The 16505-nt window shown below is 36.2% G+C and carries 9 protein-coding genes; 8 read left to right on the forward strand and 1 reads right to left on the reverse strand.

Features of this window, described 5'->3' with window-relative positions; translation table 11 throughout:
- The 5 genes from FLP_RS04915 to FLP_RS04935 form a co-directional block, all read left to right on the forward strand.
- A partial coding sequence (locus FLP_RS04915) for a DUF7507 domain-containing protein (RefSeq protein WP_131798886.1) occupies positions 1–3579 on the forward strand: 3579 nt, incomplete at its 5' end.
- A 66-nt stretch (positions 3580–3645) separates the two neighbouring features.
- A complete protein-coding gene (locus FLP_RS04920; RefSeq protein WP_065448412.1) occupies positions 3646–4551 on the forward strand; it encodes a PorP/SprF family type IX secretion system membrane protein in 906 nt (301 codons plus the stop codon).
- A gap of 11 nt (positions 4552–4562) precedes the next feature.
- On the forward strand, positions 4563–6503 hold the full coding sequence (locus tag FLP_RS04925; protein ID WP_065448413.1) for an OmpA family protein: 1941 nt from the start codon (positions 4563–4565) through the stop codon (positions 6501–6503).
- A gap of 347 nt (positions 6504–6850) precedes the next feature.
- Positions 6851–9838: a SusC/RagA family TonB-linked outer membrane protein gene (locus tag FLP_RS04930; protein ID WP_065448414.1), complete on the forward strand. Its 2988-nt coding sequence runs from the start codon at positions 6851–6853 to the stop codon at positions 9836–9838.
- An 11-nt stretch (positions 9839–9849) separates the two neighbouring features.
- Positions 9850–11457: a RagB/SusD family nutrient uptake outer membrane protein gene (locus tag FLP_RS04935; protein WP_065448415.1), complete on the forward strand. Its 1608-nt coding sequence runs from the start codon at positions 9850–9852 to the stop codon at positions 11455–11457.
- 519 nt (positions 11458–11976) lie between these two features.
- On the opposite strand, the gene FLP_RS04940 is transcribed toward FLP_RS04935, so the two are convergent.
- Positions 11977–12819, reverse strand: coding sequence for an AraC family transcriptional regulator (locus FLP_RS04940; RefSeq protein WP_065448416.1), 843 nt, complete (start codon positions 12817–12819; stop codon positions 11977–11979).
- A 137-nt stretch (positions 12820–12956) separates the two neighbouring features.
- Between FLP_RS04940 and FLP_RS04945 the strand changes: the two genes are divergently transcribed.
- The 3 genes from FLP_RS04945 to FLP_RS04955 are packed head-to-tail and all read left to right on the forward strand — an operon-like array spanning position 12957 to position 16474.
- A complete protein-coding gene (locus FLP_RS04945; RefSeq protein WP_065448417.1) occupies positions 12957–13871 on the forward strand; it encodes a dihydrodipicolinate synthase family protein in 915 nt (304 codons plus the stop codon).
- A gap of 20 nt (positions 13872–13891) precedes the next feature.
- Positions 13892–15460 carry an aldehyde dehydrogenase (NADP(+)) gene (locus tag FLP_RS04950; protein WP_065448418.1) on the forward strand — a complete coding sequence of 523 codons (1569 nt, stop codon included), beginning with the start codon at positions 13892–13894 and terminating at the stop codon, positions 15458–15460.
- A gap of 3 nt (positions 15461–15463) precedes the next feature.
- The gene (locus tag FLP_RS04955; RefSeq protein WP_065448419.1) at positions 15464–16474 is read left to right on the forward strand and encodes a 4-hydroxyproline epimerase; all 1011 of its coding nucleotides are present in this window, start codon (positions 15464–15466) and stop codon (positions 16472–16474) included.
- The last annotated feature ends 31 nt before the right edge of the window (positions 16475–16505 follow it).

Consider the following 16505-nt stretch of genomic DNA (forward strand, 5'->3'; position numbering starts at 1 on the left):
AAGCGCTACATGTGTGTCAGAGACCTAAATACGTCACCCGGTACTTTTCCTGTTACTTATACTATTTGTCAGGTTGCCAATCCAACCATTTGTGACCAACCTGTAACAACAGTAATTGTCACTACAATTGACGCCAAAGATGATACACCAGCTCCAATCAACGGAACAACAGGCGGAACTGTTGCTACTATTTTTGGAAATGATACTTTGGATGGATTACCATTCTTGCCGGCAGATGTAACTTTAACTACGTCAACAGTTCTTCCAACAGGAGTAACTTTAAATACGGATGGAACGATAACGGTTGATCCAAATACGACGCCGGGAACTTATCCTATCACATATTCAATTTGTCAAAAAGCGAATCCAACGATTTGTGACCAGGCTGTAACAACGGTAATTGTCACTACAATCGATGCCAAAGATGATACACCAGCTCCAATCAACGGGACAACGGGAGGAACAATCCCAACTGTTTTTGGAAATGATACTTTGGATGGATTACCATTCCTGCCAGCAGATGTTACCTTAACTACGTCAACAGTTCTTCCAACAGGATTAACTTTAAATACTGATGGAACGATAACGGTTGATCCTAATACGACACCTGGAACTTATCCTATCACATATTCAATTTGTCAAAAAGCGAATCCAACGATTTGTGACCAGGCTGTAACAACAGTAATTGTCACTACAATCGACGCCAAAGACGATACACCAGCTCCAATCAACGGGACAACAGGCGGAACTGTTGCTACTGTTTTTGGAAATGATACTTTGAATGGATTACCATTCTTGCCGGCTGATGTAACTTTAACTACGTCAACAGTTCTTCCAACAGGAGTAACTTTAAATACTGACGGAACGATAACAGTTGATCCTAATACGACGCCGGGAACTTATCCTATCACATATTCAATTTGCCAAAAAGCGAATCCAACGATTTGTGACCAGGCTGTAACAACAGTAATTGTCACTACAATTGACGCCAAAGACGATACACCAGCTCCAATCAACGGGACAACAGGCGGAACTGTTGCTACTGTTTTTGGAAATGATACTTTGAATGGATTACCATTCTTGCCAGCTGATGTTATTTTAACCACGTCAACAGTTCTTCCAACAGGATTAACTTTAAATACGGACGGAACGATAACGGTTGATCCTAATACGACACCTGGAACTTATCCTATCACATATTCAATTTGCCAAAAAGCGAATCCAACGATTTGCGATGAGGCTGTAACAACAGTAATTGTCACTACAATTGACGCAAAGGATGATACACCAGCTCCAATCAACGGAACAACAGGCGGAACTATTGCCACTGTTTTTGGAAATGATACTTTGGATGGATTACCATTCTTGCCGGCTGATGTAACTTTAACTACGTCAACAGTTCTTCCAACAGGAGTAACTTTAAATTCAGATGGAACGATAACAGTTGATCCTAATACGATACCTGGAACTTATCCTATTACCTATAGTATTTGTCAAAAAGCGAATCCAACGATTTGTGATGAGGCTGTAACAACGGTAATTGTCACTACAATTGACGCCAAAGATGACACACCAGCTCCAATCAACGGAACAACAGGCGGAACTGTTGCTACTATTTTTGGAAATGATACTTTGGATGGATTACCATTCTTGCCAGCAGATGTTACCTTAACCACGTCAACAGTTCTTCCAACAGGAGTAACTTTAAATTCAGATGGAACAATAACGGTTGATGCTAACACAGCGCCTGGAACTTATCCTATAACTTATAGTATTTGTCAGGTTGCCAATCCATTAATTTGTGATACAGCAACTGCTACAGTAATTGTCACTACAATCGATGCTACAAATGATACGCCAAGTCCAATCAACGGAACAACGGGAGGAACAATCCCAACTGTTTTTGGAAATGATACTTTGAATGGATTACCATTCTTGCCGGCTGATGTAACTTTAACCACGTCAACAGTTCTTCCAACAGGAGTAACTTTAAATACAGACGGAACGATAACAGTTGATCCTAATACGACACCTGGAACTTATCCTATCACATATTCAATTTGCCAAAAAGCGAATCCAACGATTTGCGATGAGGCTGTAATAGATCTAATAGTTCAGGTGCCTTCGATCGAAGTGATCAAAAAAGGATCTTTTAATGATGCCAATGGCGATGGTTTTGCTCAAAAAGGAGAAACCATTACCTATAATTTCTCAGTAGTAAACACTGGAACAATGCAATTAACCAATGTTGTGGTAACTGATCCAATGGTAACTGTTACAGGCGGACCAATTGCAGTAATGAATATTGGAACCAGAGATGATATAACTTTCAACGCTACTTATGTAATCACGCAGGCAGATGTTGATGCAGGTTTTATAAATAATCAGGCCTTAGTAACAGCAACTCCAATTGTTGGAACTCCAATAACTGATTTATCAGATAGCAATGATCCTGCGCTACCGGGGAAAAATGACCCTACTGTAACAAAATTATCTCAGAATCCTGGTTTAAAATTACTGAAACACGGAACATTTGAAGATACAAACCATAACGGGTCAGTAAACGAAGGCGATCGTATTAGCTATGTTTTTAAAGTAATGAATACAGGAAATGTTACTATGAAAGATATTGTAGTATCAGATCCTATGGTTACAGTTGTTGGCGGGCCAATTTCACTAGAACCATTAGCTTTTGATGAGACCACTTTTACAGCAAGTTATGTACTTACGCAAGCCGATATCGATTTGGGTGCTGTCTATAATTTAGCGTTGGTTACCGGAAATGATCCACAGGGAGTAAGTATCGATAATGATTCTGAAGATACTTCACCATTAACTCCAAATGATAAATTTTACATGCCTAGCTGTCCTACTTGTACGGTTACTACTTTGGAACAAAAATCAGGAATAGCCTTAATTAAGACAGCAGTGTTTAATGATGAAAACAACAATAAAAATGCCGAAGCAGGTGAAACCATAACGTATAATTTCGTGGTGACTAATACCGGAAATGTGAGGTTAACAAACGTTGTTGTCAACGATCCGCTTCCTGGAATTGTTATGACAGGAGGGCCAATATCGTTAGCTCCGGGAGAAGTTGACAGTACTACTTTTAAAGGAATATATGCTTTAAAACAAAGTGATATCAATGCTAAAAAAGTTTCTAATCAGGCAGTAGCAACAGGACAAAATCCTTTAGGTGTTATTGTAAATGATGCTTCTGATGACACAGATAATTTAGGAAATAATCCTACTGTTTTATCAATCGAAGGCTGTGTAATAAAAATCTTTAATGCGATGTCTCCAAATGGAGATGCCAAAAACGAACGATTCTACATTCAGGGCTTAGAATGTTATCCTGACAATACAGTCGAGATATACAACCGTTGGGGAGTTTTAGTATTCGAGCGTGAGAACTATAATAACGAAGAGCGTGCTTTTAAAGGAATATCTGAAGGACGTACAACAGTAAAACAATCCGATGGATTGCCGGTTGGAACGTATTATTATATTCTTAAGTACAAGGACAGCGATTCAAACGCACATCAGGAAGCAGGATATTTATACCTCACTAAATAATAGTTAAAACAAATTAAAATGGCTTAGTCCCTAAAAAAAGCTAAGCCATTATTAAAAGAAAAATAAATGAGAAAATTAGTTTTAGTTTTTATGTTTTTTTCCGCTGTAGGATTTGCACAACAAGACGCGCAGTACACACAATACATGTACAATACCATTAATATCAACCCTGCTTATGCAGGATCCAGAGGAGCAATGAGCATCTTTGGTTTGTACCGTACCCAATGGGTAGGACTCGATGGAGCACCGGAAACCAGTAGTTTTTCATTAAATACACCTTTAAGCAACAGTAATCTGGGACTTGGAGTTTCATTCGTAAACGATAAAATAGGGCCAACAAACGAGAATGCCTTATCAGCTGATTTATCATATACGGTACCAACATCTGAAACTTTTAAGTTATCTTTTGGAATCAAGGCAACCGCGAACCTTTTTAGTCTCGACGTCAACAAATTAAATCCGGAACATCAGGGCGACCCGCAATTTCAGGATCTAAAAAGCAAATTTTCGCCAAATGTTGGAGCAGGAGTTTACTACCATTCAGATAAGGCTTACATAGGCTTATCCGTACCCAATTTTATCGAAACCAATAGGTACGACGATAATGATACAGCGATCTTTAAAGACAAAATAAACTACTATTTAATAGCGGGTTACGTATTCGATTTAGATCCTTATATTAAATTCAAACCTGCAGTACTGACAAAAATGGTCGAAGGATCACCATTGCAGGTAGACCTTTCTGCTAACTTTATGTTCAATGATAAATTTGTAGCAGGATTAGCTTACAGATGGAGTGCAGCATTAAGTGCGATGGCAGGATTTCAGGTAACCGACGGATTATTTATTGGATATTCTTATGACCGCGAAACAACGAGATTAAATAATTACAATTCAGGTTCACATGAAATATTCCTGCGATTCGAATTCTTTAATAATTATAGCCGTATAACTTCACCAAGATTCTTCTAAATCCTTCAAAGATGAAAATTAAACATATAGTTTCTACTATTTTTTTAGCACTTATAGGGCTAAAAGGAAACACGCAGACAACAAGTCAAAATAAAGCTGATAAAGATTATTCACAATATGCTTATATTGATGCAATTGGAACTTATGAAAAAGTTGCAGAAAAAGGATACAAAGATGAAACAATGTTTCAGAGACTAGGGAATGCTTATTATTTTAATGGTGAACTGATTAAAGCAGGTAAATGGTACGATGCCCTTTTTGAAATGAATGCAGAACAGAAACCTGAATATTATTATCGTTATGCACAAACTCTAAAAGCAAAGGGAGATTACGCTAAAGCGGATAAAATCCTCGAAGCCTTCAATAAAAAAACGGTAACAGATAAAAGAGGGATTTTATTCGAAAATAATAAAAACTATCTCGAACAAATAAAAGCCAATTCAGGAAGATTCGAAATAGCGAACGCAGGAATAAATTCAAAGCAAACAGATTATGGAAGTGCTTATTACAACAATAAAGTGGTCTTTGCATCTGCCAGAGATACCGGTGGAGTAGTTAGAAAGACATTCAAATGGACGAATAAAGCATTTACGAATTTGTATGCAGCCGAATTAAAAGCTGATGGAACATTGGGAGAACCGGAACGTTTTCAAAAGAAAATCAATTCTAAGTTCAACGAATCGACACCTGTTTTTACAAAAGATGGCAAAACGATGTATTTTACCAGAAACAACTATCTTAAAGGAAAAAGAGGAAAAGATGATCAGAAAATTACCTTGCTAAAGCTTTATAAAGCAGAATTTATTAATGACAAATGGACAAATGTAACCGAGCTGCCTTTTAATAGTGACCAATACAGCACGGCACATCCCGCATTAAGCAATGATGAAAAAAAGTTGTATTTTGCTTCTGATATGCCGGGAACGTTAGGACAATCTGATTTGTACAGCGTAACGATCAATGATGATAAAAGCTTTGGTAAACCCGAAAATCTGGGAACGGCAATTAATACCGAAGGAAGAGAAACTTTCCCATTTATAGCTACAGACAATCAATTGTATTTTACCAGTGACGGACGACCGGGATTAGGCGGACTTGACGTTTTTGTATCGACAATTAAAACCGATGGTACTTTTACGGAAGTGCAAAATGTTGGCGCACCAATAAACAGTAAACAAGATGATTTTGCTTTTATCATCAATAGCGAAACCAGCAATGGATTCTTTTCTTCTAACAGAGAAGGGGGAATTGGAAACGACGATATTTACAAAATCACAGAAACAAGAAAATTGCTTTGCGAGCAACAACTAAAAGGAACTATTGTTGATTCAGAGACAGGCAAATTACTCGAAAATGCTAAAGTAACTTTGCTCGACGAACAATTTAAGAATATAGCTGAAGTTGTTACAAAAGCAGATGGAACTTACAGCTTTAATGTGGAATGCAGCAAAAAATACTACGTAAGAACTGCCAAAGAAGATTTTGAAACCAAGGAAGTTCCGGTAACTATAATAGAACAAACTGGCGAAACAAATTTAGTAGTACCAGTAGAAAAACGAATTAAATCTATAGGAGTAGGAACTGATCTGGCCAAAACGCTAAACATACCTATTATTTATTTTGATTTAGATAAATCATTCATCCGTAATGATGCAGAGTTTGAACTTGAAAAAATCCTGGTGGTAATGAAACAATATCCAAAGATGAAAATCGATGTTCGTTCTCATACAGATAGCCGACAAACTGCCCAATACAATATTGCTTTATCGAACAGAAGAGCAAAAGCAACCGTACAATGGTTAACAAAAAATGGTATTGCTTCTAGTAGATTAACTGCAAAAGGATATGGAGAAAGTCAGCTAATCAATAATTGCGCTGATGGTGTATCCTGTACAGAAGCGGAACATCAATTAAACAGACGAAGTGAATTTATCATTGTTTCGATAGAATAGTATTCAATACAATACTTGCATAATAAAAAGCCCTTTCTAAAAACAGAAAGGGCTTTCTGTTTTTATGAACTTATTTTTTTTAAAAAGAGATGCAATAACAAATTATGAGATAATATTATCGCAAAGTCATATTGAATAGTTGTAGGTGTTTTGGGTTTAAAAAGAGATATAATTTATTTTTTGACGTAATTTTCTGTTAAATTATTAGTCAATTTAGCAAATACAGATGTTTTTTTTAAAAAGAGGATAATATAGTATTAGCATATGGTAATATCAGCATTTCCGTTAACTCCAATTTAACATAATTTTACAAGTGTTAAAAATACACTAACCAATATAGTTAAATTATGAAACCAACCACGCATGTTTTTAAAAGTACTGCAACATCCTCTTACAGAGAAAAGATGTTCTTTACGATTTTGTTTTTGTTCGTTGTTTTTAGCTCATTTTCGCAACAGAAGATCAGCGGTAAAATTACAGATGCAAATAATATCCCCATACCTGGAGTATCAGTTTTAGAAAAAAACACCTCTAATGGCGCTGTAAGTGATTTTGATGGTAATTTTCAGATTACGCTTAAAAATAAAGATTCAAAATTGGTTTTTAGTTATATGGGCTTTATAACTCAGGAAATTGCTGTTTTGAATAAGAGTGTTGTAAATATAGCTCTTCAGGATAGTAAAGAAGAATTAAATGAAGTCGTAGTTGTAGGATACGGAACTCAGAAAAAATCAAGAGTCACCAGTGCAATAGCCAGTGTAAAGGAAAAAGATTTTACAAGAGGCGCCATTAATGATGCTTCAGATCTTATTAAAGGTAAAGTTGCTGGTCTAAGTATCAATAACGGTTCAGGTTCGCCGGGATCAACACCCAATATTACATTGCGTGGTTTCTCAACTTTAAAAGGAGGAACAGGGCCTTTGGTTTTAATTAATGGTGTACCCGGAAGTATTGATACGGTAGCTCCAAATGAAATTGCGTCGATAGATGTTTTAAAAGATGCTTCGGCGGCTGCAATTTATGGAACCAGAGGAGCAAATGGAGTAATTCTTATTACAACAAAAACAGTCAATTCAGAAATAGCGCCAACAATTACGTACTCGACATTTGCTACGACATCTAATTTTGCTAATAAAGCTAAATTTTTGGATGCAGGTCAGCAAAGAGGTTTGCGTGCACAAGGAGTTACCTTGCCTTTTACTGACGGTGGTGCCAGTACAGATTGGTTAGATGAAATTTCAAGAACAGGATTTTCTCAAAATCATAATTTAGCTTTTAAAGGTGGTACAGCTAAAACAAATTATATAGTAAACCTTAATTATGTAAATCAAACAGGAGCTTTTATTAATACGTTTAATAAAGAGTACCGATTTTCATTTGATGTTAATCACAGCATGTTCAACGATAAGTTAAAGATCAACTTAAGCTTACTAAACGGAACAAGTGATATGGGGATCGACGAAGGTATTGCTTCCTATGCTTACAGACAGGCAATGATAAGAAATCCTACTGCTCCTGTATATAACCCAAATGGAACTTATAATGAGGATTCAAATAAACTGCAGTATTACAATCCAGTCGCAATTTTGAATGAAACGACACAAGATAGAAATAGTACATGGCAAAGATTTACCGCTAATTTAACTTTGGATTTGTTACCGGGATGGGATGTTAGTGCACAGCTTTCAAAAAATAAAAATACAGGTTTAACAGGATATGCTGAAACCAAACAACATTATTCAAATACCATAAATAAAAGAAACGGCGTTGCCTCAAGAAGTACAGGAGTTACAGATAATGATTATGTAGAATTAACATCTAAGTATCATAAAAATTTAGGCAAACATGATTTTACAATATTAGGTGGTTATAGTTATCAATATACTGTGAATGAAGGATTTTCTGCCGGTAATTCTGATTTTCCAACAGATGCCTTTTCTTATAATAATTTAGACGCGGGTAATGGTTTGTCAGATGGTACCGCATCAATGGATAGTTATAAAAATGACAGTAAATTAATTGGATTTTTTGGTAGAGCAAACTATAATTTTGATAATAAATACGATTTGTTATTTAGTATCAGACGAGAAGGCTCATCTAAGTTTGGAGACAATCACAAATGGGGTAATTTTCCGGCAGTTTCTGCAGGATGGAGCATCAATAAAGAATCGTTCCTGACAGATGTTGTTGCTATAAATACTTTAAAATTAAGAGCAGGTTACGGAGAAACCGGAGTAATACCAAATGATCCTTATATGTCAATGACATTGTATAATTATGATGGCTATTTCTTTAGTAACGGAAAATGGGTTAAAGGTTTAGAGCCGGCAAGTAACCCTAATCCCGATTTGCGTTGGGAGAAAAGTGCTGAGGTAAATATTGGTCTTGATTTTGGATTTTTTGATAACAGAATTTCCGGAAGCTTTGATGTCTACAGTAAAAAAACAAGTGATATGTTATGGGATTATAATGTACCAACTCCTCCTTATTTGTTCCGTCAAATTACTGCCAATGTTGGAAAAATGGAAAACAAAGGATTTGAAATTCTTTTGAATACAGTTCCTGTCAGAACAAAAAACTTTAATTGGAATTCTTCTATGACTTTTTCGCACAATAAAAATAAGCTAACGAGTCTTTCGAATGATTTATACAAAATTGAAGGAGATTTTTTGAATACCGGAAACACAGGAGATCCAATTTCATTTGAAACACACAGATTAGAAGTTGGACAGTCAATAGGGAATTTTTGGGGATTAAAATCTGTAGACATTACTACTGATGGTAAATGGATTGTTGAATTGCCTGATGGCACAACAAAAACACTTACTACAGAAATGTATAACGATAAAAACAAGCAATATTTAGGAAATGGTATCCCGCAGTATTATGCCGGATGGACGAATACTTTTACCTACAAAAAATTTGACTTAAGCGTTGTATTAACAGGAGCTTTCGATTTTCAAATACTCAATACACAACGTATGTTTTACGAAAATCCAACAATTGCTTATAATACCTTGGAGAGTGCATATGATAAAGTATATGATAAAGCGGTATTAAACTACAATCAAACCTACGTAAGCTATTATGTTGAGCAAGGAGATTATGTAAAAGTAGATAACGTAACCTTCTCGTATAACTTTGATGTAGCACCATTTAAAATTATAAATGCAATGCGATTGTATGTATCCGGAAATAATTTGGCCACATTTACAAAATACAAAGGCCTGGATCCGGAGATAAAAAGAGCAGATCCTTTGTCGCAGGGAATGGACAATAGAGATAAATATCCAAGCACGAGAGGTGTGACTTTAGGTTTAAATGTAACTTTTTAAATTAAATCAAAATGAAAAATAAAAATATAGTATATAAAATTCTTATTTCCGGCTTACTTCTTTTAGGAACAGGATGTACAAATTTAGATGAGACCGTTTATGATAAGGTAAGTGCAGAGAATAGTAATTTAACTGCAGAGGATTTAGCGAGTATTATTGCGCCAGCTTACAACTCGTTTAGACAAATTTATGCAGATTGGGATGCCGTTTATAACTTGTATGAAGATTCTTCAGATCTAATGGTAACGCCTCAAAGAAACGGAATTGGCTGGGGAGATTATTACATTACCATGCACAAACATACCTGGGGAACTGCGCTTCCAATGGCAGAGGGCAATTGGTATTATATGTTTACAGGCGTAAATAAAGTCAATAGGGCGATATATCAGGTAGAGCAAATAGAAGGTATTGAAAACAAAGAAAATGTCATTCAGGAATTAAGAGCGTTAAGAGCTATTTATTATTATTTACTATTAGATAATTTTAGAAATGTCCCTATTGTAACATCATATATCAATCCTCCGGGATATTTACCAGTTCAAAACACAGGAAAAGAAGTATATGATTTTGTAGAAAGTGAATTAAAAACAGCTTTACCTTATTTAAGCGATAAGAATAATTCTTCGACTTATGGTAAAGTAAATCAGTGGGCTGTAAAAATGACCTTGGCAAAATTATACCTGAACGCAGGTGTTTATTTAGGTACTCCTAAATGGGATGAAGCTTTGGCTCAGGTGAATGATGTTATCAATAATGGTGGTTTTAGATTGACATCTAATTATCTGGATAATTTCATTATAAAAAATGAATCTTCTCCGGAACAAATATTATCCATCCCTTTTGATCAGGTAAAAGCTCCGGGAACAAGCTGGCCATACAGAACATTGGCGGCTGCAAGCCAGGCCACTTTTGACTTGGCAGGAGGTCCCTGGAACGGAACTGGCGGGATACCTCAATTTATAGATACGTATGACCCGGATGACCAAAGATTAAAAGATTGTTGGTTAGGCGGCAAGCAGTTTACCAGTAAAGGAGAACCGATAATGTTAGATGATAAAGTAACACAATTTGAATATATTAATTATATGACTAGTGTTGACGGTACCGAACCTAACGAAGGTTTTAGAATGGTTAAATATGAAATTGGTCCTGGTGTTGTAGGACAAGCAAGTAATGATGTACCTTTTTACAGATTGGCAGATGCTATGATGATAAAAGCAGAGTGTTTGTTAAGAAAAGGTGATGCCGGTGGAGCCGCAGCTATTGTTACTGAAGTGAGACAAAGAAATTTTAAAAATACCAATCCTGCAAAAGCAACAGTAACCGGAGCAAAACTTTTAGGAGGAAGTGTTTATAAATACGGAACTTATCAGGCTGGAGTAATTACCAATTATGAAGGTGGTGCAGATATTCAGTATGGTGGTTTCCTCGATGAACTGGCATGGGAATTTGTTGGTGAAGCGCATAGAAGACAAGATTTAATACGATTTGGAATATATTCGACAAAATCCTGGTTTTCAAAGAAAGGAGATCCTGCAGATAGTTTTAGAGCTATTTTTCCAATACCACAATCAGAAATGGCTAAAAATAGCAATTTGAAGCAAAATCCCGGTTACTAGAAATTAATATAAAGATTTTACAAGTTGGTTACTTGTAATTATAAGTGTGTGAAAAGCTGTTCCTTCTTTAGGAACGGCTTTTCACTTTTTTAATTATAATTGAAATAATTACAATCATTGTCACCCTGAGCGAAGTCGAAGGGCGCTCCAATTGGAACGTGGGCTTCTCCCGAAGTCTCGGGACGATCAGCCTGACAATATAATAATCACTTTTGGGTTAAAAGTTTTTTTATATTAAAATTATAGCCTAACAAAAAATAAAATCTGCTCAATCTGCAAGATCTGCGTGAAACAAATCTCCACAAGAAACTCACACAAAGTATTTCAAAAATTGTCGAGCCACTAACGGAGATCCCTCGTTCCTCGGGATGACAAAAATGCGCAGACAACTATAGGCTTTAGCCAAAATGTAAATATTTAGCTAAAGCCTTTATTTTTTTGACAATTTATAAAAACAAGTTAAATAAAAACTTTGCGTCTTTGCGCGATTAAAAAAATCTGCGAGAAACTAAAAAAAACTTAAAACTGCGCGCGATAATGCGAAGGCGAAATTCCTTTCAATTCCTTAAACTTTCTGTTGAAGTTGGCAATATCCTGAAAGCCGCAAAGTTCAGAAATCGACGCAATCGAAAGATCTTTTTTGTTGTGGAGTAATTTACAGGCATTCTCAATTCTGATTTCAATCAAAAACTGAAAAAAAGTTTTGTTGGTGCGTTTTTTAAAATAACGGCAAAAAGCATTTTTACTCATATTCGCTTTTTCTGCCACTTCATCTAAAGTAATATTCTGATGGTAATATTCTATGGCATATTCAAAAACGGCACTCATTCTGCGGCCTTCATCATCAGTATATTTCTTTTTGTAAACAAAAGAAGAAAGAGGCGTTTTTTCTGAAGAGATAATGATATTTATAATTTTCAGGAAAGAAGCAATACGCTGAATTTTATTCTGTTTTTTTAGCTTATTAAAATGATGTGTAATTTTCTTTTGATTCGAAAGTATTTTCATGCCGTACTCAGAATCCTTAAAAAAATCATCTACAGAACTCATATCATTTAGACTAAAAAAATCTTTGCCAAAAGAAGTTTTCGTAAAAAACAAAGTCAGCATTACTGATTCCGGACTTGCCTCTACATTACTTCTAAAAACATGAGGAACATTCTCACCAATTACTAAAATATCGTCTTCCTTATAATCATTTATAGAATCCCCTACAATCAAAGTTCCGGAACCTTTTGCAATATAACTGATCTGAATTTCTTCATGTTGGTGCAATTGGTCATAGAAAACACGCTCAATATCTTCCTGATAAATGAGAGCTTCTCTTTCGGTTTTGGGTATTTTAAAAGGTAGAATTTTCAACGTTTTGTTTTTAGATATGTAAATATTAACAAAAAAAACAGATTATGCAACAGATATGGTAATATAGTATTGATAAAGGCTAATAATGACACAGGAGCTCTTTTCTTTAAGCTTTATTTTTGATAAAAATTAAGAATATGAAAATAAAATGGGATGGCGTAATGCCAGCTGTAACGACAAAGTTTACAGCAGAAGGTCAACTGGACCTCGTAATGTTCGAGAAGAATATTAAAGCACAAATTGATGCTGGAGTGAATGGAATCATACTGGGCGGAACTCTTGGAGAAGCAAGTACATTGACAAAAGAAGAAAAAGAGGTTTTAATAAACAACACACTAAGAATTGTCGAAGGAAAAATTCCGGTTATTGTAAATATTGCCGAGCAAACGACCAGCGAAGCCATTACTTTGGCAAAACGTGCCGAAGAATTAGGTGTAAATGGTTTAATGCTTTTGCCGCCAATGCGTTACAAAGCAACAGATCATGAAACAGTAGTTTATTTTAAGGAAATTGCTCAAAGTACATCATTACCTATTATGATTTACAATAATCCTGTAGATTATAAAATAGAGGTAACGCTGGACATGTTTGAAGAACTTTTAAAACTCGAAAACATTCAGGCCGTAAAAGAATCTACCAGAGACATTAGCAATGTAACAAGAATCAGAAACCGTTTTGGCGACAGATTAAAAGTGCTTTGCGGAGTCGATACATTGGCACTCGAAAGTTTAGTGGCAGGAGCAGATGGTTGGGTTGCCGGATTAGTGGTAGCATATCCTGCAGAAACAGTGGCTATTTATAAATTGGTAAAAGCCGGAAAAGTAGATGAAGCTTTAGCAATTTACAGATGGTTTATGCCATTATTAGAATTGGATATTTCTCCGCAATTGGTACAAAATATAAAATTGGCAGAAGTAGCAACAGGACTGGGAACAGAAAATGTAAGAGCACCAAGACTTCCGTTACAAGGCAAAGAAAGAGAGCGTGTTTTGTCGATCATAGATTCAGCAATGAAAAACAGACCTGTATTGCCGGCATATAAAAATATTTAATTAAAATTGAAAAGAAAGCGATGACTACAGGAAAAAATTATATTGGAGATGTGCTTTCCGCAAAAGGTAAAACGACCTACAAAACAATAAACCCGGAACTAAATTCTGAGAATGAAACTGTTTTTTATGAAGCTGCAGCAGAAGAAATTTCACAGGCCGTAGAATTAGCCGAAGAAGCTTTTAAAACATACGGAACAATTGCAGATGTAAAAAAAGCAGATTTTCTGGATGCTATTGCCGAAGAAATTGAAGCCCTTGGCGAAGATTTACTAACAACTTATGTTCAGGAATCAGGTCTTCCTGCCGGAAGAGCAAATGGCGAACGCGGCAGAACAACCGGACAACTTAGAGCATTTGCTACGATGTTGAGAGAAGGTTCCTGGATAGAAGCCATCATTAATAAAACAGAAGGTAAACCCGATATTCGAAGACAGCAAATCCCGATAGGGCCTGTAGTCGTTTTTGGAGCCAGTAATTTTCCGCTTGCGTTTTCTACAGCCGGCGGAGACACAGCCAGTGCATTAGCCGCCGGTTGTCCTGTGGTGGTAAAATCACATCCGCTTCATTCAGGAACAAGTGAATTAGTAGCTTCGGCAGTTATAAAAGCAGCCAAAAAAACCGGAATGCCAAATGGTGTATTTTCGAACCTGAACAGCCATGGTATAGAAGTAGGTGTCTCTTTGGTCGAAAATCCATCCATAAAAGCAGTAGGTTTTACAGGAAGTATAAAAGGAGGCATGGCACTTTGCAAAATTGCAGCCAACCGAGCTATTCCAATTCCGGTTTACGCAGAAATGGGAAGCATCAATCCTGTTCTGATTTTACCATCAGCATTACAAACAGATGCTGAAAAATGGGCTAAAAATTATGCTGCTTCAATTGTGGCTGGTACAGGACAATTTTGTACAAATCCGGGACTTATTTTAGGTATAAAAAGCGCCTGGTTAGATAATTTTATTACTATTTTAGCTTTAGAGACAGATAAAATAGACCCAACTTGCATGCTGCATCCCAATATAAAAAGCCAATACGAAAGCCTGAAATCAGAAGTGCTTGGACAAGAAGGATATACGCAGCAAACCACTTTAGAGAAAGTGGTAAAACCAAATTATGCATTGCAAAATATAATTACGGTTGATGGTGAAACTTTCTTAAAAAATAAAACATTTCACAAAGAAGTTTTCGGACCTTTTTCTGTAGTAGTTAAATGTGATGACATTCAACAGCTCAATAAAATTATCTTCGATTTAGAAGGGCAATTGACCGGAACAGTTTTAAATTCTGATTTACAAGAATTCGACAATTTTAAGGAAGTAATCGAAAACCTTAAAAATAAAGTGGGAAGATTAATTTATAATAATGTTCCAACAGGAGTTGAGGTTTGTTCCGGAATGACACACGGCGGACCTTTTCCTGCAAGTTCAGACAGTAAATTTACATCAGTTGGATTAACAGCGGTAAAAAGATGGGTTCGTCCGGTAACTTTTCAGGATTGGCCGGATCAATTATTACCAGACGGTTTAAAGGACAAAAACCCGTTAAATATTACCAGAACCGTAAATGATATACTAACAAAGAACCCAATATAATTTATGCCAAGAAAAACCTTTTTTTGTGTAGATGCACATACGTGCGGAAATCCGGTAAGAGTTGTCGCTGGTGGCGGGCCCAATTTGGTTGGAAACAACATGAGCGAAAAACGACAACATTTTTTAAAAGAGTACGACTGGATTCGTAAAGGACTTATGTTTGAACCCCGCGGTCACGACATGATGAGCGGCAGTATTTTGTATCCGCCAAGTAATCCTGAAAATGATTTCGGAATTTTATTTATCGAAACTTCAGGTTGTTTGCCCATGTGCGGTCACGGAACTATAGGAACGATAACCATTGCTATCGAAGAAGGTTTGGTTATTCCGAAAATTCCGGGAAAAATCAAAATGGAAGCACCTGCAGGTTTGGTTCAGATCGAATACCAGCAAACCGGCAAAAAAGTAGACTGGGTACGATTGACGAACGTAAAATCGTATTTGGCTGCCGAAGGACTTACTATTGATTGTCCGGAATTGGGAGAGATAACTTTTGACGTCGCTTACGGCGGAAACTATTATGCTATTGTAGATCCGCAGCAGAATTTTTCAGGCGTGCAGGATTTTACAGCCGGAAAAATTGTGCAGTACAGTCAGGAAGTTCGCAAACGCATCAACGAAAAATATCCAAATCTTTTCATTCATCCGGAAAATGATACGATTCGTGATGTAAGCCATATGTTATGGACAGGAGATCCTATAGATCCAACTTCATCCGGACGTAACGCCGTTTTTTATGGAGACAAAGCCATCGATCGTTCGCCATGCGGTACCGGAACTTCGGCCAGAATCGCACAGCTTCACGCCAAAGGCAAACTAAAAAAAGGAGAAGATTACATACACGAAAGTTTTATTGGAAGTAAATTTATTGGAAGAGTAGAAGAAGAAACTTCTATAGGAGATATCAAAGCCATAGTACCAAGTATTCAGGGCTGGGCAAAAGTGTACGGTTACAATAATATCATTATTGACGAAGATGACGATCCGTATGCTTTTGGTTTTCAGGTGATTTAAAAAGAATGATAATGTAAAAAATTCATTGGTT

The organism is Flavobacterium piscis (genome assembly GCF_001686925.1).
In the GTDB taxonomy this organism is placed as follows: Bacteria; Bacteroidota; Bacteroidia; order Flavobacteriales; family Flavobacteriaceae; genus Flavobacterium; species Flavobacterium piscis.

Bases quoted from the DNA above. Each gene is read 5' to 3' on its own strand.
- FLP_RS04945 (WP_065448417.1), top strand. From the start codon at position 12,957: ATGAAAATAAAATGGGATGGCGTAATGCCAGCTGTAACGACAAAGTTT.
- FLP_RS04935 (WP_065448415.1), top strand. From the start codon at position 9,850: ATGAAAAATAAAAATATAGTATATAAAATTCTTATTTCCGGCTTACTT.
- FLP_RS04930 (WP_065448414.1), top strand. From the start codon at position 6,851: ATGAAACCAACCACGCATGTTTTTAAAAGTACTGCAACATCCTCTTAC.
- FLP_RS04920 (WP_065448412.1), top strand. From the start codon at position 3,646: ATGAGAAAATTAGTTTTAGTTTTTATGTTTTTTTCCGCTGTAGGATTT.
- FLP_RS04950 (WP_065448418.1), top strand. From the start codon at position 13,892: ATGACTACAGGAAAAAATTATATTGGAGATGTGCTTTCCGCAAAAGGT.
- FLP_RS04925 (WP_065448413.1), top strand. From the start codon at position 4,563: ATGAAAATTAAACATATAGTTTCTACTATTTTTTTAGCACTTATAGGG.
- FLP_RS04955 (WP_065448419.1), top strand. From the start codon at position 15,464: ATGCCAAGAAAAACCTTTTTTTGTGTAGATGCACATACGTGCGGAAAT.